Consider the following 19142-nt stretch of genomic DNA (forward strand, 5'->3'; position numbering starts at 1 on the left):
GCCGCGACCAACCTCCGAGGAGAACGAGAAACGATGACAGTCACCCTGGCGGACGTCGCGGCACGCGCCCGGGTGTCCCCGGCCACCGTCTCCCGCGTGCTCAACGGCAATTACCCGGTCGCCGCCACCACCCGCGAACGCGTGCTGCGCGCCGTGGACGACCTGGACTACGTACTCAACGGCCCGGCCAGCTCGCTCGCCGCCGCCACCTCCGACCTCGTCGGCATCCTCGTCAACGACATCGCGGACCCGTTCTTCGGCATCATGGCGAGCGCCGCGCAGTCGGAGATCGGCGTTCCCGGAGACGGCACCTCCCGTGCGGGCGGCGAGAAGCTCGCCGTCGTCTGCAACACCGGCGGCTCCCCCGAACGCGAACTCACCTACCTCACCCTCCTCCAGCGCCAGCGCGCGGCGGCCGTCGTGCTCACCGGCGGCGCACTGGAGGACCCGGCCCACCAGGCGGCGATGGCCGCCAAGCTGGGGCGGCTCGCCGACGCGGGCACCCGGATCGTCTTCTGCGGCAGACCCCCGCTCCCCGAGAACGACGCGGTCACCGCCGCCCTCACCTTCGACAACCGGGGCGGCGGCCGACACCTGACCGAGCACCTGATCTCACTGGGCCACCGCCGGATCGGTTACGTCGCCGGCCCCCAGGAACGCACCACCACCCGTCACCGGCTGGAGGGCCACCGCGCGGCGATGCGGGCGGCGGGGCTGCTGGGCGAAGCCGGCTCCCCCGACGAGGACCGGCTCACCGTGTACGGCCCGTACGACCGCCGCTCCGGCTACGAGGCCACCCTCGAACTCCTGCGCCGCGAACCGGGGGTGACCGCCGTCGTCGGCGCCAACGACTCGGTGGCCCTGGGCGCGAGCGCCGCCGTACGCGAACAGGGGCTGCGCATCCCCGAGGACGTCTCGGTGGCCGGCTTCGACGACCTGCCGTTCTCGGTGGACGCCGTCCCGGCCCTGACGACGGTCCGGCTGCCGCTCCACGAGGCGGGGGCGCGGGCGGGCCGGCTGGCCATGGGCACGGAGACCCCGCCGCCCGGCGGCATCGCGCTGATCGGCGCGGAGCTGATGGTGCGCGGGTCCACCGCCCCGCCGCGCGACGACCGCACCCTCTGAACACGCCCGCCACCGGCATAGAAAGCGCTGTCTGTACGCTGGCCCGGGCATCGGGTTCCGGGCTGCGGGCAGGGGTACGCGTACCGTCCGGGAGCCCGCGCGGAACCGATGGCGCGGGGTGACGGACCGACGGAAGGAACACGCACGTGAAGCTCGCTTTCTCGACCCTCGGAGTGCCGGGGACGCCCATCGACGAGGTCGTCCGGCTGGCCGTCGAGCACGGCTATCAGGGGGTGGAGCTGCGCGCCCACCCCGAGGAGCCGGTGAACCCGGGGCTGTCGCCCGACGAACGCGCCCGGGTGGTGGCCGAGTTCGAGAAGGCCGGCGTGGAGATCCTCACCGTGGCCGGGTACGTCCGGGTCGCGGCCGAGGGTGACGACGAGGCGGTCGTGGCCCAGGTCGCCGAACTGGTCGCGCTCGCCCAGGACCTCGGGGCGCCGTACGTCCGGGTGTTCCCCGGCGGCGGCGACCAGGACCCGGAGGCCGCCGACGCGACGGCGGCCCGACGGCTCGGGGCCGCCGCCCCGGACGCCGCCGACCGGGGCGTCACCATCCTGCTGGAGACCCACGACTCGCACCGGGCCGGGGCCGAAGCGGCCCGGGTCACCGGGACGGTGGGGCACCCGAACGTCGGCGTGATCTGGGACGTGATGCACACCTGGCTGTCCGGCGAGAATCCGGTCGACAGCCACCTCGTGCTGGCCCCGTACCTCGGCTACGTACAGGTCAAGGACATCGCCTCGGCCGAGGACACCACCCCGCTGGCGCTCGGCGAGGGCGTGCTGCCGCTGACGGAGTGCCTGGACACGCTCGCGCCGGACACCTGGGTGTGCTGGGAGTACGAGAAGCGCTGGTACCCGGGGATCCCGGAGCTGCCCGGACTGCTGTCCGCAGGGCGCGAGTTCCTGCTGCGGGTGGGCGCGCCGAAGCAGTAGGGCGCACGGGGCGCGGGTCGCTCTCAGGCCCGCGCCCCCTGCGCGGCGGCGGGCACCGGGGCCGCCGCCACCGGCTTCTGCCACCGCCCTCCGAGGGAGGTCACGGCCACCCCGCCGACCAGCAGGGCCGCCGCGCACCAGCGCAGCGGGCTCACCGACTCGCCCAGGAAGAGCGCCGCCGAGGACATCCCGAAGACCGGGACGAGAAGGGTGAACGGCGCGACCGTGGACGCCGGGTGGTGGCGGAGCAGGTATCCCCAGGCGCCGAAGCCGAAGACGGTGGAGATCCAGGCGACGTAGACGACCGTCCCCGCTCCGGTCCAGTCCATCGCGGCGAGCGCGTCGGCGTCCCGGTCCCACCCCTCGAAGAGCAGCGAGAGGCCGAGCAGGGGCAGGACGGGCACGGTCGAGACCCACACCATGAAGTTGAGGGAGTCCGGCGGGGCGGCCTTGCGGGTGAAGACGTTGGAGACGCCCCAGAAGGCGGCCGCGGCGACGACCAGCACGAACGCGAGCACCGGTCCGCTCGCGCCCTCGTCGACGGCGGCGACGGCGATCCCGGCGAGCGCCACCGCCATCCCGGCCAGGCGGACCCTGCCCGGGCGTTCCCCGAGGGCGACCGCGGCGAAGAGGGCGGTGAAGACCGCCTGGACCTGGAGGACGAGCGAGGAGAGCCCGGCGCCCATGCCCTGGTCCATGCCGACGAAGAGCAGGCCGAACTTGGCGACCCCGAGCGCGAGGCCGACGCCCACGATCCACTTCCACGCGACCTTGGGCGGTCCGACGAAGAAGACGGCGGGCAGCGCGGCGATCAGGAAGCGCAGCGCGGAGAAGAGCAGGGGCGGGAAGTGGTCGAGACCGAGCTCGATGACGACGAAGTTCACGCCCCAGAGGGCGGTCACGAGGACGGCGAGGGCGATGTGGGAGGGACGCATGGCCCGAGCATCACCTGTCCGGACTGTTAAGCACCAGCGCGGCTTTCTTCATGGTGAACTTGAGCATCGCTGAACAGTCATTCCTCTTCCGGAGGTCAGGATGCTCGATCTCGCCCGTCTGCGCGCGCTGCACGCCGTCTCGGTGCACGGTTCGGTCGCGGGTGCCGCCTCGGCGCTCGGGTACACCCCGTCGGCGATCTCCCAGCAGATCACCAAGCTGGAGCGGGAGACCCGCACGACCCTGCTGGAGCGGCGCGGGCGGGGTATCGCACTCACCGAGGACGCACGTCATCTCGCTTTCGCCGCACAGGAGTTGCTGGCCATCATGGAGCGGACGCAGACGACTCTGGAGGAGCGCAGGGGGCTGCCGACGGGCCAGTTGTCGATCGGCGCCTTCGCCTCCGCGGCGCGCGGTCTGCTGCCGGGCGTACTGGCCGGCCTGGACCGCGAACACCCGTCGCTGGAGGTCCGGCTGACGGAGGTGGACCCGCACCTCTCGGTGGACCTGGTGGCCAAGGGCGTGATCGACCTGGCGGTCGCGCACGACTGGGACATCGCGCCGCTGCCGGCGCCCGAAGGGCTGGACCAGGCGGTGATCGGCGACGACCGGTGCGATCTGCTGGTACCGGAGGGACACGTGCTGGCCGGGCGGGAAGCGGTGCTCCGCGAGGAGCTCGCGCGGGAGCGGTGGATCTGCCAGCCGCCCGGCACGGTCTGCCACGACTGGCTCGTCCGGACGCTGCGGACGGCGGGGTACGAGCCCGACATCCGGCACCTGGCGGAGGAGAACCACACCCAGCTCGCCCTGGTCGCCGCCGGGCTGGGGGTGGCGATGATCCCGCGCCTGGGGCGGGGGCCGCTGCCGGAGGGCGTGGTGGCGGTGCGGCTCGATCCCGTACCGGTGCGCAGGCTGTACGCGCTCTGGCGGACGGGGGCGGCCCGCCGCCCGGCGATCACCGCGGCGGTCTCGGCGCTGCTGGCGCACGGGCGGACGATCGGGCTGACCCGAGCCTGAGCTCCGGCCCGGCCGGGACGCCGCGCCCGGCCCGACGCCGAGCGGTCACCGCGTGGCGGACTCCTGTGTTCGTTTGCCCCCAATCGTCCGGTGCGGTGACAGCGCGGCCGGGCCAGGCCCTTGACCGGAAGTTACTTTCCATATATCCGTACCTTCTTGGAAGTTTCTTTCAGTAACCGGAAGGGGCTCACGTGCACCACCGCACCTCCAGACGCACCCTCCTCGCCGCGGCGGCGGCCGGCGCGGCGGCCGCGGCCACCGGCGTCGTCGCGATCCCGGCCGCGGCGGCGGACCGGGCGGACTCCCGCCACGTCCCCGCGGACCGGCTCCGGCGGATCGTCGCCGGGATGTCCCTCGAGGAGAAGGTCGGCCAGCTCTTCGTGATGCGGGTGTACGGCCACTCCGCGACGGAGCCGGACCAGGCGGACATCGACGCCAACCTCGCCGAGATCGGGGTCCGTACGGCCGCCGAGATGATCGCCAAGTACCACGTCGGCGGGATCATCTACTTCACCTGGGCGCACAACACCCGTGACCCGCACCAGATCGCGGCGCTCTCCAACGGCATCCAGCAGGCCGCGCTCGCCGGGCCGTCGAAGGTGCCGCTGCTGGTCTCCACCGACCAGGAGCACGGCATCGTCTGCCGGGTCGGAGAACCCGCCACCCTGCTGCCGGGCGCGATGGCGCTGGGCGCGGGCGGTTCGCGGGCCGACGCCCGCCGCGCCGCCCAGATCGCGGGCACCGAGCTGGCCGCCCTCGGCATCAACCAGAACTACGCGCCCGACTCGGACGTCAACGTCAACCCGGCCAACCCGGTCATCGGCGTACGCTCCTTCGGCGCCGACCCGGACTCCGTGGCGGGGATGGTCGCCGCGCAGGTGAAGGGGTACCAGGGCGCCGGGATCGCCTCGACGGCCAAGCACTTCCCCGGTCACGGCGACACCAGCACCGACAGTCACACCGGGCTGCCGGTCATCACCCACACCCGCGAGCAGTGGGCCGAGCTGGACGCCCCGCCGTTCCGGGCGGCCGTCGCGGCGGGCATCGACTCGATCATGACCGCGCACATCGTGGTCCCCGCCCTCGACCCGTCCGAGGACCCGGCGACCCTGTCGCGGCCGATCCTGACGGGCGTCCTGCGCGAGGAACTCGGGTACGACGGGGTGGTGGTGACGGACGCGCTCGGCATGGAGGGCGTGCGCACCAAGTACGGCGACGAGCGGGTGCCGGTCCTGGCGCTGAAGGCGGGCGTCGACCAGCTGCTCAACCCGCCGACCCTGGACGTCGCGTGGAACGCGGTGGTGAACGCCGTACACAACGGCGAACTCACCGAGGCCCGCATTGAGGAATCGGTTCTGCGGATCCTGCGGCTGAAGGCGAAACTCGGGCTCTTCCACGACCCGTTCGTCAAGGACTCGCAGGTGGACCGGATCGTCGGCACCCGGGCGCACCTGGCCGCCGCCGACCGGATCGCCGAGCACACCACCACGCTGCTCGCCAACCCCACCGGTCTGCTGCCGCTCTCCCGGCGCAGCCACAAGAACATCCTGGTGGTGGGCGCGGATCCGGCCTCCCCGTCCGGTACGACCGGTCCGCCGACCAGCACGCTGGCCGCGGAGTTCACCGCGCTCGGCCACACGGCGACGGCCCTGTCCACCGGCACCGCGCCGGCCGCGGCGAAGATCGCCGAGGCGGTGGCGGCCGCGGCGGGCAAGGACGCGGTGGTGGTCGGCACGTACAACGTGACGGCGACCAGCTCGCAACGCACCCTGGTGAGCGCGCTCGCCGCGACCGGGGTCCCGGTGGTCACGGTGGCGATCCGCAACCCGTACGACATCGCGCAGCTGGCGGGTACGGGGTACGCGGCGAGCCTCGCGTCGTACTCCTGGACCGACGTCGAACTGCGTGCCTCGGCACGGGTGATCGCGGGCCACGCCGAGCCGGGCGGGCGGCTGCCCGTCCCGGTACCGCGCGCGGACGACCCGTCGCAGGTGCTCCACCCGGTGGGGTACGGCCTGGAGTACTGACCCTCTCGCCTCCGAACGCGCCCGGCGCGCGCCCGCTGTGGAAGCGGGCGCGCGCCGGGTGCTGTGCGTGGTGCCGGTCAGGGGCGCCGGGTGTGACGTCGGGTCAGCTGCTCGTCCTGCTTGTCGAGGCGGGTGTCGTACTTGGCCAGCGGGGCCGCCTTCGCCGGGTCGGCCGCCACGGCCGCCGGGGTGACCCCCGCCCAGCGCAGGATGGTCGCGGTGGCCGCCGCGCTCTCGTCGGCCACCAGGCCCGCCACGTTCGAGCCGTGGTTGCCGCCGGGCTGGGTGTAGACGTAGCTGTCCCGGGAGCCCTTGCCGGGGGCGAACCGCTCGGCGCCCCAGGGGTCGTTCTGCCCGTAGACGTACATCATCCGGGTGGCGTGGTGGGTGACCCAGGAGTCCACGTCCCGCATGACGCCCTTCTGGAAGGTCATGGGGATGGAGCGCGGCACGAAGTTGCGCGGCGGCTGGTAGCCGTACCGGCTCAGCTTGCCGAGCCAGGGCTGCGTGATGTCGGGCGACCCGAGCTGGGTACCGGCCTGGTAGTAGTACGGCGTGTACGTCTCCAGGCCCTGGTCGGCGTAGGCGGAGAAGCCCGAGATGGCGTCGACGGAGTCCCAGATCTCCTGATCGGTGGCGGTCTTGGCGTCGGCGGGGAGGGAGACGCAGTCGGCGACCTTGCTGTACTGCCAGAAAGCCCAGACGTAGTCCATGACCACGGCCTCGTACGCCTTGTCGAGCGTGCCCACGGTGGAGAAGGTGTAGCCGTTCTCGGCCGCGTACGCCGCGTACTTCTCCTCCAGAGGCGCGCGCCTGACCAGGGCCTCGCGCTGGACGGCGCTCAGCTTGTCGCGGCACTCCTTCGTGCCGACCGATCCGAAGAAGCGGTCGTACGCGGAGTCCTCGTCGTTCACCACGTCGTTCGGTGCGACGTAGGCGACGACGCCGTTCATGTCCTTCGGGTAGTAGCGCTCGTAGTAGGTCGCGGTCATGCCGCCCTTGGAGCCGCCGGTGGCCAGCCAGTTCTGGCTGTAGATCTTCTTCAGCGCCGCGTACACCCGGTGCTGGTCACTGGCCGCCTGCCAGATGTCGAGCTTGGACCAGTCGGCGGGCTGGGGGCGCGAGGGCGTGAAGAACCGGTACTCCAGGGAGACCTGGTTGCCGTCCACGATGCGGGTCGGCTCGCTGCGGCTCGCCGAGGTGGAGACGTTGTAGCCGCTGGTGAAGAAGACCGTGGGCCGCGAGGTGTCCTTGTGCAGCAGGGTGATCCGCTGCTGGAACGTGCCCTTGGACGGGTGCCGGTGGTCGATCGGCTGCGTGTAGTCGAGGACGAAGTAGCGGTAGCCGGTGACCGCCTTCTCCTCGATCAGGCTCATGCCCGGTATGGCAAGGATGCGGTCCTTGATGTCCGTGGTGTCCGCATTCGCTGTGGCGGTCGCGGCCGTCCCCGTCTGCTCCACCGCCGGCTGCGCGGCGTTGGCCGCTCCGGCCGAGGCCCCTGTCGCACCGACCGTGCCGATCAGCAACGCGAGCGACAGAGCACCTCTGAGCGTCTTACGCATACGCACTCCCCTGGGTTCACGACGTTGGCCGTGAACCTAGCGGGAGCAACACGCACCACGCCAGACCCAGTTGCCCCGGCGCGGCGCGCGGACGGCCGCCGCCGCGCCGGGGCTCCGCCCGCTCACACGGCGGCGGGTTCGTCCTCCCCTATGAAGGTGCGCCACAACCGGGCGTACCGGCCCTGGAGCGCGAGGAGTTCGTCGTGGTGACCGTCCTCCACCACCCGGCCGTGCTCCATCACGACGACCCGGTCCGCGCGCGCCGCCGTGGTCAGCCGGTGCGCGACGACCAGCGTGGTGCGGCGGCCGGTCAGCCGGTCGGTGGCCTGGTTGACGAGCGCCTCGCTGGCCAGGTCCAGGGAGGCGGTGGCCTCGTCGAGGAGCAGCACGTCGGGGTCGACCAGTTCGGCGCGGGCCAGCGCGATGAGCTGGCGCTGCCCGGCGGAGAGGTTGCGGCCCCGCTCCGCGACCTCGTGGAGGTAGCCGCGGTCCAGCGTCGCGATCATGTCGTGCGCGCCGACCGCCCGGGCCGCCGCCTCCACCCGGGCGTCGGAGGCGTCCGGGATGCCGTAGGCGATGGCGTCGCGGACCGTACCGGGGAAGAGGTACGACTCCTGCGGGACGACCCCGAGGTGGTGCCGGTACGCCGTCATGTCGAGCATCCGCAGATCGGTGCCGTCCGCGGTGACCCGGCCCGACGTCGGGTCGTAGAACCGGGCGACCAGCTTGACCAGCGTGGACTTGCCCGCGCCCGTCTCGCCGACGAACGCCACGGTCTGCCCGGCCGGAATGCGCAGGTCGATGCCGGTGAGGGCCTCCTCCTCGTCCCCGTACGCGAAGGAGACGTCCTCGAACGCGATGTCGCCGCGCAGCTCGGTCAGCTCCACCGGCGCCTCGGGATCCGCGGTGGAGGTGGGCTCCCGCAGCAGCTCCTGGATGCGGCCGAGGGAGACGGTGGCCTGCTGGTAGCCGTCGAAGACCTGGGAGAGCTGCTGCACGGGGGCGAAGAACAGGTCGATGTAGAGGAGATAGGCGACGAGCGCGCCGACCATCAGCGTCCCGTCGTCGACCCGGCCCGCTCCGACGATCAGCACGGCGGCCGAGGCGACGGAGGAGAGCAGCTGGACGAACGGGAAGTACACCGAGATCAGCCACTGGCCGCGCACCCGCGCCTGCCGGTAGTGGGTGGAGCGCTCCGCGAACCGCGCCGCGCCGTCCCGCTCCCGGTTGAACGCCTGCACGATCCGCAGCCCGGAGACGGACTCCTGGAGGTCGGCGTTGACGGCACCGATCCGCTCACGGGCGAGCTGGTACGCCGCCACGCTCTTGCGCCGGAACACGACGGTCCCGACGATCAGGAACGGCAGCACGGCGAAGACGACGAGGGCCAGCTGCACGTCCAGGACGAGCAGCACCGCCATGATCCCGAAGAAGGTGACGGCGGAGACGAACGCGGTGACCAGACCGGTCTGCAGGAACGACGACAACGCGTCGACGTCGGTCGTCATGCGAGTCATGATCCGGCCGGTCAGCTCGCGCTCGTAGTAGTCGAGGCCGAGCCGCTGGAGCTGCGAGAAGATCTTGAGCCGCAGCGAGTACAGCACCCGCTCGCCGGTCCGGCCGGTCTTGCGGGTCTCCCCGATCTGCGCCGCCCACTGCACGACGACGGCGGCCAGCGCGAGGAGCGAGGCCGTCCAGATCGCGCCGGTCGACATCTGCGTGACACCCGAGTCGATGCCGTGCCGGATCAGTACCGGCAGCAGCAGGCCCATCCCGGCGTCCACGGCCACCAGAGCCAGGCTGACCAGCAGCACCGGCCCGAACCCGTGCAGCAGCCTGCGCAGCCCGTACGAACCCTCCGGGCGGACGGCCCGGTCCTCGTCGACGTCCGGGACGTCCGTCGCGGGCGGCAGCGCCTCCACCTGGGCGAGCAGCTCCGGTGTGGCGGGCATTCCGGCGGTGGCCCGGTCGCGCTCCTGCTCCTTGCGGATCCAGAGCGCCGGGGTGATACCGCGCTCGGTGTCGAACTCCGCCTCCATCTCCTCCTGGAGCGTCCGGTCGTCCTCCAGGGGCGGAATCCGCACCGGCCGGTGGCCGGGCGAGGTGCCGCCCAGCTCGTCCGGGTCGGTGAGCAGCCGCCGGTAGAGCGCGGAGCGCCGCTCCAGCTCCTCGTGGGTGCCGACGTCGGAGAGACGCCCGTCGTCCAGGACGGCGATGCGGTCGGCGAGGCCGAGGGTGGAGCGGCGGTGGGCGATGAGGAGCGTGGTGCGGCCCGCCATCACCTGGCGCAGGGTCTCGTGGATCTCGTGCTCCACGCGGGCGTCGACGGCCGAGGTGGCGTCGTCCAGGACGAGCAGCCGGGGGTCGGCGAGGATCGCGCGGGCCAGGGCGACGCGCTGGCGCTGCCCGCCGGAGAGGGTGAGGCCGTGCTCGCCGACCTTGGTGTCGTACCCCTTCGGCAGCTCGGCGATGAACCGGTCCGCCTGCGCGGCACGGGCGGCGGCCTCGATCTGCTCCTGGGTGGCGTCGGGGCGCCCGTAGGCGATGTTGGCGCCGACACTCTCGGAGAAGAGGAAGCTGTCCTCGGGGACGAGCCCGATGGCGGCGCGCAGCGAGCCGAGGGTCAGCTCGCGGACGTCGTGGCCGCCGACGAGGACGGCGCCGTGCGTCACGTCGTAGAAGCGCGGCAGCAGCAGGGAGACGGTGGACTTGCCGCTGCCGGACGCGCCGACCAGGGCGACGGTCTCACCGGGGGCGATGGAGAGGGAGAAGCCCTTGAGGACGGGGCGGTAGTGGGTCTCCTCGCCGTCCTCCGCGTGGTCGGTGTGCGAGGTGTCCGCGCCGAGGCCGGGGTCCGCCGCGGGGGCTCCCGGGGGCGTGCCGTAGCCGAAGCCCACGTTGTCGAACTCGACTCCGGCCGGGGCGTCGGCCGGCAGCTCCTTGGTGCCGTCGGCGAACGTGGGCTCGGTGTCGATCAGCTCCAGCACCCGGTCCACACCCGCGCGGGCCTGCTGGCCCACGGTGAGAACCACGGCGAGCATCCGGACCGGCCCGACGAGCTGCGCGAGGTACGAGGAGAACGCGACGAACGTGCCGAGGGTGATCTGGCCCCGGGTCGCCAGCCACCCGCCGAGCGCCAGCATCGCGACCTGCCCGAGCGCGGGCACCGCCTGGAGCGCGGGGGTGTAGCGGGCGTTCAGCCGGATGGTGCGCATCCGGCCGGCGAACAGCCGGCGGCCGACCTCGCGGAGCTTCCCGGTCTCCTGCTCCTCCTGCCCGAACCCCTTGACGACCCGGACCCCGGAGACGGCCCCGTCGACCACCCCGGCGACGGCGGCGGCCTGGCTCTGGGCGTACCAGGTGGCGGGGAAGAGACGGGCCCGCGAGCGGCGGGCGATGAACCAGATGGCCGGCGCGACGGCGACGGCCACCAGGGTCAGCAGCGGCGAGAGCCACGCCATGATCACCAGGGAGACGAGGAAGAGCAGGATGTTCCCGATGGTCATCGGGAGCATGAAGAGCAGGCTCTGGATGAGCTGGAGGTCGCTGGTGGCGCGGCCGACGACCTGACCGGTGGAGAGTTCGTCCTGACGTCTGCCGTCGAGCTTGGTGATCGTCGCGTACATCTCGGTACGGAGGTTGTGCTGCACGTCGAGCGCGAGCCGTCCGCCGTAGAAACGGCGGACGAAGGCGGTGGCGTAGATGACGACCGCCGCTCCTATCAGCAGGCCGGTCCAGACGGCGAGCGAACGGGTGTGGGTGGTGACGACGTCGTCGATGATCACCTTGGTGATCAGCGGGACGAGGGCCATCACCGCCATCCCGGCGAGGGAGGCGCCGAGCGCCAGGATCACGTCGCGGCGGTAGCGCCAGGCGTAGCCGGCGAGGCGACGGGCCCAGCCCTGGGGGGCGGGGGGCTGTTCGCCGGGGGGCTGCTGTCCGCGGGCCGGTCGACCGGTGGTCCGCTGTCCGGAGGCCGGCCGGCTGGTGGCCCCCGACCGGCTGGTGGTCCCCGGCCGTCCGGTGACTTCCGGTTGACCGGTGGCCTGTTCTCCGGAGTCCCGTTTCCTCTTGCCCCGTTGTTCCGCGCCCGCCACCGATGCCTCCCGATCGCCCTGCTGCCGCCTGCGAACGTGCTGTCGCGTGACGCCACTCCCTCTGAACTTCCGCAACGCACCAACGCTCTGGGCTGCGGATTTCATCCCGCTGCAACAAATGCCGGTCAATGGTCCCGAGGCAAATCACCCGATCGGCTGAAGTCGCCCGCCGAACCCCCTACGCACGTTCGACGCCAACTACGGTGGGTAACCAAGACGACGAAGGGCTCCGCCGGAGGGTGGAGCCGGGAAGTCAGGGATTCCGGAGTTCCGCGGGACGGAGCTCCGACCGGAGGGACGGGGGACGTTCCATGACGGACGACGGGACCAGGACGGACGCGTACCGCAGCGGCCGGGTGTACGCGGTGCTCGAAGTGCTGCAACGACTGAGCCCGGGCGGAGGAGCGCGGCTGGGCGAGGACGGCCACCGTGCCAGGACCGCCGAGAAGCCACTGGGCCATCTCCGGGACGCGCTGGCCTCCGCGGGCAAGTTCTACATGGAGGCACGGCGCAAGCACCCGGTGGAGTCGGTCGACACCGTGTTCGGGATGCTGCCGGACGCGATGCCGGTCGCGAGGGAGTTCCCCGGCAGCCTCGACGCCAAGGGGCAGGCGGAGTTCCTGCGGGGGCGCGAGGAGCAGATGGCCCTCATCGAGAAGACGGCCGGTGTGCGCTGAGCTCGGCGCACACCGGCCTCTCCCCCGGCGTTGTTCGTTCCGCCCGTCGGCGGGGTGGACCTACAGATGCGTCGGGGCGAACATCCTGAGCAGCGCCGGGAGCACGACCACGGACGGGCCGGGTTCGGCGAGCGCCTTCGCCAGGTCGGTGGCCAGGGCGTCCGGTGAGGTGCGGACGGCCGGGACGCCGAAGGACTCGGCGAGGGCGACGAAGTCCGGGCGGGCCAGTTCGGTGGCGGTGGCCTCGCCGAAGGCACCCGTCATGTACTCGCGCAGGATGCCGTAGCCGCCGTCGTCGACGATCAGCCAGGTGACCGGGAGGTCGTACTGGCGGGCGGTGGCGAGCTCGGCGACGGAGTACATCGAGCCGCCGTCGCCCGAGACCGCGAGCACCGGCCGGGTCGGGTCGGCGGCGGCCGCTCCGAGGGCGGCCGGGAAGGCGTAGCCGAGACCTCCGGCGCCCTGGGCGGAGTGCATGGTGTTGGGGTGGCGGGCGTCGAAGGCGGACCAGGCCCAGTAGGCCAGGATCGTCATGTCCCAGAAGCTGGGCGCGGTGTCCGGGAGCGCCTCGCGGACGGAGGCGAGGACGCGCTGCTCCAGGGTGAGGTCCTGGGCGTCGATGCGGTCCCGGACCTGCCGCAGCAGGGTCCGTACCCGCTCCGCGGCGGTGGGGTCCTCGCGGGTGTCGACCGCTTCCAGAAGGTCGGCGAGGGCCTCGCGGGCGTCCGAGTGGATGCCGAGTGCGGGGTGGTTGGACTCCAGCTTCCCGGCGTCGGCCTCGATCTGGATGACCCGGCCCCGGGGGCTGAAGGTGTGGTAGTTCGAGGAGAGTTCACCGAGCCCGGAGCCGATGACGAGGAGGACGTCGGCCGACTCCAGGAAGTCGGTGGTGTGCCGGTCTTCCAGCCAGGACTGGAGGGAGAGGGGGTGTTCCCAGGGGAAGGCGCCCTTACCGCCGAAGGTGGTGACGACCGGGGCGTTCAGCTTCTCGGCGAGGGCGAGCAGTTTGCCGCTCGCGTCGGAGCGGACGACGCCGCCTCCCGCGATGATCGCGGGGCGTTCGGCGCGGGAGAGCAACTGGGCCGCGGCGAGGGTCAGCTCGGGGCGCGGGTAGAGCTCGCGCGGGGTGGCGTCCATCGCGGAGACCGGCGGCAGCGTGGTCTCGGCGAGCAGCACGTCCTGCGGGATCTCGATCCAGACCGGCCCGTGCGGGGCGGTGAGGGCGGACTCCCAGGCGGCGGCGATGGCGGAGGGGATCTGTGAGGCGGTCCGCACGGTGTGGACGGACTTCACCACGTCCCGGAAGGAAGCCTTCTGGTCGCGCAGTTCGTGGAGGTAGCCGTGCCGGCCGCCGCCGAGGCCGGCGGTCGGGATCTGGCTGGAGATCGCGAGCACCGGTGCGGAGGCGGCCGCCGCCTCCTGGAGGGCGGCGAGCGAGGTCAGCGCGCCGGGGCCGGTGGAGAGGAGCAGCGGGGCGACCTCTCCGGTGATGCGGCCGTAGGCGTCGGCGGCGAAGCCCGCGTTGTTCTCGACGCGGAGTCCGACGTACGAGAGGGAGGAGCGGCGCAGGGCGTCGAACATGCCGAGGGCGTGCTGGCCGGGCAGGCCGAAGACGGTGGTCGCGCCGAGGCCCTGGAGGGACTCGACGACGAGGTCACCGCCGTTGCGGCCGGGCGGCGGGTTGAGCGCGGCTTCGGCCTGGGCCTCGGTGAGGCGGGGCCGGTCGTCGTGGTCGTGGCTCACTTCGTGCGCGCCCCGGCGATCTGGCGGGACATGATCGTCGTCAGCTCGTAGGCGGTGTGCGAGGCGGCGACGGCGGTGATCTCCGCGTGGTCGTACGCGGGGGCGACCTCGACCAGGTCGGCGGAGACGAGATGGCAGGAGGAGAGGCCGCGCACGATCTCGAGGAGTTCGCGGGAGGTGAGGCCGCCGGCCTCGGGGGTGCCGGTGCCGGGCGCGTGGGCCGGGTCGAGCACGTCGATGTCGATGGAGATGTAGAGCGGCCGGTCGCCGATGCGCTGGCGGAGCTGGTCGGTGATCTCGTCGACGCCGCGGCGCATGACGTCGGCGGAGGTGACGATGCCGAAGCCCAGCTTGGCGTCGTCGGTGAGGTCCTGCTTGCCGTAGAGCGGGCCGCGGGTGCCGACGTGGGAGAGGGCGGAGGTGTCGAGGATGCCCTCTTCGACGGCCCGGCGGAACGGCGTGCCGTGGGTGTACTCGGCGCCGAAGTAGGTGTCCCAGGTGTCCAGGTGGGCGTCGAAGTGGAGGAGGGCGACGGGTCCGTGCTTCTTGGCGACGGAGCGCAGCAGCGGCAGGGCGATGGTGTGGTCGCCGCCGAGGGTCATCAGGCGGGCGCCGGTGGAGAGCAGATCGTCGGCCGCGGCCTCGATCGTCTCGACGGCCTCGTTGATGTTGAACGGGTTGGCCGCGATGTCACCGGCGTCGGCGACCTGGGCGAGCGCGAACGGCGATGCGTCCTGGGCCGGGTTGTAGGGGCGCAGGAGGCGCGAGGCCTCACGGATCGCGTTGCCGCCGAAGCGGGCGCCGGGACGGTAGGAGACGCCGGTGTCGAAGGGCACGCCGACGACGGCGACGTCGGTGGTGCCGACCTCGTCGAGCCGGGGCAGCCGGGCGAACGTCGCGGGACCGGCGTACCGGGGCACACGGGAGGAATCGACGGGGCCGCGAGGCGTTTCGCTGCTGCTCATGGAGGGCCTTCTTTCGGGTCGTTCGGGGTGTTTCGGGGTGGGGGGACGTGTGGGGGGCTGGGCTGCGGAGGCTCCGGATGCCTCCGCGTGGGCGGTGGTGCGGTGGTGCGGTGGCCGCCACCGGTGGTACCGGACCGGTGGCGGCCATGGGTCGGCCGGTCGTACCCGGGCCTCCGTCCGCGCGGACCGAGGGGGTGGTCGGCGGGCGGCGGCTCGGGGCGGGGGACCGGCGCGGGTGGTCCAACGGCTGTACCGGGTTCCGGGCGGGCTCGTGACTCGATGCCCGGCCCGGAACTCGATGCGGCCTTACGCGGTGACCGGCTCCTGCGGGGAGGCGCCGGTGGCGGGGGCGTCCCCGTCGCCTCCGTCGCTCCCGTCGCGTCCGGCCAGGCGTTCCCTCCAGGCGCTGAGCACGGCGGGGTCGGTGGGCTTGGTGGCCAGCGAGACGACGACGTACACGGCGAGCGAGAGGAGCAGTCCGTAGTAGACGGGTTCATTGGCAAGGATGCCGTACGTCCCCATCAGCACGACGACCGCGATCCCTCCGACGCCGACCGCGGCCAGCGCACCGGCCGCCGTGCCCCGGCGCCAGAGCAGTCCGCCGAGGATCGGCACGAGGAGTCCGGCGACGAGGAGGTTGTACGCGACGGTGAGCGCCTGGACGACGTCGTTGAGGGCGATGGCGATGAGGATGACGGCGACACCCATGATGAGGATGAACGCGCGGTTGCCCCGCACCTCGTCGTGCCCGCCGTCCGCACCGCCGTCACCCGTCCCGTCGGCGTTCGCCCGGCCGGCACCATCCGCTCCGTCGGCACCCGGTGCGACCGCGCCGTCCGGGGCTCCCGTCCCCTTGCCGATCGCGCCGCGCAGGCGGGACCAGATGTCGTTGTTGGCGACGGTGGCGCAGGCGATCAGTGCGCCGGAGGAGGTGGACATCACGGCGGCGAGGGCGGCGGCCAGCACCAGCCCGCGCACACCGACCGGCAGTTCGTCCTTGACGATGGTGGCGAACGCGGAGTCGGCGCTCGGCAGCTTCGGGTACATCACCTTGGCGGCGGTGCCGATGACGGCTCCGGCGAGGGCGTAGACGAGGCAGTAGGTGCCGGCGACGGTACCGCCCCAGCGGGCCGTGCGGTCGCTGCGGGCGGTGAACACGCGCTGCCAGATGTCCTGACCGATCAGCATGCCGAAGGTGTAGATCAGCACATAGGTGAAGATCGTTTCCCCGCCGATGCCGAGCGGGTCGAAGTACTCGGTGGGCAGCGTGGCCTTCATCTCGCTGAACCCGCCGGCCTTGACGACCGCGATGGGCAGCAGCAGGAGGAGCACGCCGATCGTCTTGACGACGAACTGGACCATGTCCGTGATCGTGATCGACCACATGCCGCCGAGGGTCGAGTAGGCGACGACGATCGCCCCGCCGAGCACGATGGCGACGGTCCGGTCGAGGTCGAAGATGACGTCGAAGATCGTGGCGTAGGCGATGGTCGAGGTGACCGCGAGCATGAGGGTGTAGGCCCACATGACCACGCCGGAGATGATCCCGGCCCGGCCGCCGTAACGGAGGTCGAGCATCTCGGAGACGGTGTAGACCTTCAGCCGCGCGATGCGCGCGGAGAAGAAGACGGAGAGGGCCAGCAGGCCGAGGCCGATGGTGACGACCATCCAGGCACCGGAGAGGCCGTACTGGTAGCCCAGGCCGACGCCACCGATGGTGGAGGCGCCGCCGAGGACGATGGCGGCCATGGTGCCGGAGTACATCCAGGGTCCGAGCCTGCGCCCGGCCACCAGGAACTCAGCCTTGGACTTGGCGCGGCGCATGCCCCACCAGCCCATGGCGAGCATGCCGGCCAGATAGACCACGATCACCGCGTAGTCGACGGCCATGGGCGTCCCTCCATCTCAGTCGGTCGGGTGCGCACCGGGTCCGTCCCGCGACGTGCCCGCGGCCGGGCGGCCTGCGGCCGGAGCGGGGCCGAGCGCCCTTCCGGAAGCCCGGTCTCCCCGGTCTCCGGGTCTCCCGGCCACCCGGTCTCCGGGCCTCCCCGGTCTCCCGGTCTCCCCGGTCTCCCGGTCTCCCGGTCTCCCCGGTCTCCGGGACGACAGGTGTCTGTCTGCTCCCCGGGGACTCGGGCGTCGCGAACGTCTCGTGCGCCCTGATGACGGTAGGTGGCCGCCCGACGGCGCTGAAGTGTACGTTTCCTCCATCCTTGACGCCCACAGTGGAGAAACCATCCATGCCGGACTCCTCCGCGGCCCCCCTCCCCGCCCCTGAGCCACCCGGCTCCGGACCCGCCGGACCCTCCGCTGCGGCGGGCCCCTCCGGGCCGCCCACCCCGCCCGTCCCCCTGGGCGCGCTGCTGGCCCGCGAGGAGCTGGGGCTGCGCAGGATCGCCGGCCCGGAGCGGGCGGAGCTGCTCTGGGTGCACACCTCGGAGATGGCCGACCCGTACCCGTACCTCCTCGGCGGTGAGCTGCTGCTCAGCGCGGGCGTGCTGCTGACCGACCCGGAACGGTACGTCTCGCGGCTGGTGGAGGCGGGGGCCGCCGCGCTGGGCTTCGGGGTGCGACCGGTGCACGAGTCGGTGCCGCCCGGGCTGGCTGAGGCGTGCGAGCGGCACGGGCTGCCGCTCCTCGAGGTGCCGCCGGAGACCGCCTTCACCTCGGTCGCGCGGGCGGTGTGGCAGCTGATGGCGGACGCCCGCCATCAGGAGCTGCGCCGCACGGCCCGGGCCCAGCAGGCCCTCGCGTCGGCGGCGGCCCGCCCCGACCCGGTGCCCGCGGTGCTCCATCAGCTGGCGACCCAGCTGGGCGGGCGGGCGGTGCTGCTGAGTCCGGAGGGCGGCGAGATCCACACGGCCGGCGCCCGTACCGCCCCGGCCGTGCGCACCGCGCTCTCCCGGCTGGCCCGGGTGGTCGCCCCGCAGGAACGCAGAGCCGCCCCCGCGTCCGCGACCGAGACGGTGGACGGCACCCATCTGTCGGCGTACGCGCTGGGCGGCCGGCACGGCCTGGTGCTCGCCCTGGCCACCGGCCCCCGCGAGCCCGGCGACCACACGGTGGCGGGCATGGCCGTCGTCCTGCTCTCCCTGCTGGCCGCACCGCACCAGGGCGCGGGCTCGGCGGACCGTTCGGCGGCGCTGGTACGCATGCTGCTGGGTGCGGCCCCCGGGGAGGTGGGGGCGCTGCTCGGCTCGGACGGCCCGTGGACCGTGGTGCACGCCCGCCGTACGAGCGGCGGGAGCACCGCCCCGCTCACCGCGGGCACCCTCGGCGCCTCCCTCGGCTCGGCCCTGGTCGACACGGGCCGCCGCCCGGAGGAGGCGGTGCGCGTGCTGCTCACCGACACCGCCCGGCTCACCCCGCAGCCCGGCTGGGTGCTCGGCGCCTCCGACCCCGTCCCGCTGGACGGGCTCGCGGCCGCGGACACCCGGGCGTCCCGGGCGCTGGCCCGCGCGGAGGCGACGCGCACCCCGCTGCTGCTGCACCGCTCGGACCGGGGCCTCACCGACCTGCTGGCCGGCGACGCGGCGGAGGCCCACGCCCGCACGCTGCTCGCCCCGCTCTCGGAGACCCTGCGGGAGACCCTGCGCTGCTGGCTGTCGCTGCACGGCAGCTGGGACCGAACGGCGGTGGCCCTCAGAATCCACCGCAACACGGTCCGCCAGCGCGTCGGCCGCTGCGCGGAGCTGCTGGACACGGACCTGGACGACATGGACGTCCGCACGGAACTGTGGTTCGCCCTACGACTGACATGAGAGCCCCCGGCCGACGCGAGGGCCCCCGGCCGATGTGAGACCCATGGCCGATGTGAGACCCATGGCCGATGTGAGACCCATGGCCGATGTGAGACCCATGGCAGCCGCGAGGGCCCTTGACGCGTCGCGGGCGCCCGCGACGCGTCACTCGTGAAGGGGTACGTCGGACCGTGGCGAGCCGGTTCACGAGCAAGCCCGCCCGACGCCATGACGCGTGTCGGTATTCACCTCTCAGCCCCCGCCGGGAAGGCCCGGCGGGGGCTGAGAGGACAGTACGAGGGGGCCGAGGTGTACCCCGGG

12 protein-coding genes are annotated in these 19142 nt (G+C 72.8%); 6 read left to right on the forward strand and 6 right to left on the reverse strand.

Features of this window, described 5'->3' with window-relative positions; genetic code table 11:
- Positions 1-33: 33 nt before the first annotated feature.
- Positions 34-1125 carry a LacI family DNA-binding transcriptional regulator gene (locus OHA55_RS09100; protein ID WP_266704540.1) on the forward strand — a complete coding sequence of 364 codons (1092 nt, stop codon included), beginning with the start codon at positions 34-36 and terminating at the stop codon, positions 1123-1125.
- Positions 1126-1271: 146 nt separating this feature from the next.
- Positions 1272-2060, forward strand: coding sequence for a sugar phosphate isomerase/epimerase (locus tag OHA55_RS09105; RefSeq protein WP_266704541.1), 789 nt, complete (start codon positions 1272-1274; stop codon positions 2058-2060).
- Between the two features lie 23 nt (positions 2061-2083).
- Here OHA55_RS09105 and OHA55_RS09110 read toward each other — a convergent pair whose 3' ends face one another.
- Entirely contained in the window at positions 2084-2995 is a 912-nt protein-coding gene (locus tag OHA55_RS09110) for an EamA family transporter (protein WP_266704542.1), read from the reverse strand.
- 100 nt (positions 2996-3095) lie between these two features.
- Here OHA55_RS09110 and OHA55_RS09115 point away from each other — a divergent pair, with 100 nt between their 5' ends.
- Both OHA55_RS09115 and OHA55_RS09120 read left to right on the forward strand, forming a co-directional pair.
- Positions 3096-4010 (forward strand): LysR family transcriptional regulator, encoded by a 915-nt coding sequence (locus OHA55_RS09115; RefSeq protein ID WP_266704544.1) that lies wholly within the window; start codon positions 3096-3098, stop codon positions 4008-4010.
- Positions 4011-4201: 191 nt separating this feature from the next.
- Positions 4202-6037, forward strand: a complete 1836-nt coding sequence (locus OHA55_RS09120) for a glycoside hydrolase family 3 protein (protein ID WP_266704546.1) — start codon at positions 4202-4204, stop codon at positions 6035-6037.
- Positions 6038-6114: 77 nt separating this feature from the next.
- On the opposite strand, the gene OHA55_RS09125 is transcribed toward OHA55_RS09120, so the two are convergent.
- A complete protein-coding gene (locus OHA55_RS09125; RefSeq protein WP_266704548.1) occupies positions 6115-7599 on the reverse strand; it encodes a S28 family serine protease in 1485 nt (494 codons plus the stop codon).
- Between the two features lie 122 nt (positions 7600-7721).
- The gene (locus tag OHA55_RS09130; RefSeq protein WP_266704550.1) at positions 7722-11696 is read right to left on the reverse strand and encodes an ABC transporter ATP-binding protein; all 3975 of its coding nucleotides are present in this window, start codon (positions 11694-11696) and stop codon (positions 7722-7724) included.
- A gap of 311 nt (positions 11697-12007) precedes the next feature.
- Between OHA55_RS09130 and OHA55_RS09135 the strand changes: the two genes are divergently transcribed.
- Entirely contained in the window at positions 12008-12373 is a 366-nt protein-coding gene (locus tag OHA55_RS09135) for a hypothetical protein (protein WP_266704552.1), read from the forward strand.
- Between the two features lie 60 nt (positions 12374-12433).
- Here OHA55_RS09135 and OHA55_RS09140 read toward each other — a convergent pair whose 3' ends face one another.
- From OHA55_RS09140 to OHA55_RS09150, 3 genes are all read right to left on the reverse strand, one after another.
- The gene (locus tag OHA55_RS09140; protein WP_266704554.1) at positions 12434-14116 is read right to left on the reverse strand and encodes a thiamine pyrophosphate-binding protein; all 1683 of its coding nucleotides are present in this window, start codon (positions 14114-14116) and stop codon (positions 12434-12436) included.
- A complete protein-coding gene (speB, locus tag OHA55_RS09145) occupies positions 14113-15081 on the reverse strand; it encodes an agmatinase (protein ID WP_266704556.1) in 969 nt (322 codons plus the stop codon). Before speB ends, OHA55_RS09140 begins: the two co-directional genes overlap by 4 nt.
- Before the next feature lie 306 nt (positions 15082-15387).
- Positions 15388-16971 carry a sodium:solute symporter gene (locus OHA55_RS09150; RefSeq protein WP_266704558.1) on the reverse strand — a complete coding sequence of 528 codons (1584 nt, stop codon included), beginning with the start codon at positions 16969-16971 and terminating at the stop codon, positions 15388-15390.
- A gap of 350 nt (positions 16972-17321) precedes the next feature.
- Between OHA55_RS09150 and OHA55_RS09155 the strand changes: the two genes are divergently transcribed.
- Positions 17322-18842, forward strand: a complete 1521-nt coding sequence (locus OHA55_RS09155) for a PucR family transcriptional regulator (protein ID WP_266704578.1) — start codon at positions 17322-17324, stop codon at positions 18840-18842.
- Positions 18843-19142: the final 300 nt, after the last annotated feature.

The sequence above is a fragment of the Streptomyces sp. NBC_00102 genome (assembly GCF_026343115.1).
Taxonomy (GTDB): domain Bacteria; phylum Actinomycetota; class Actinomycetes; order Streptomycetales; family Streptomycetaceae; genus Streptomyces.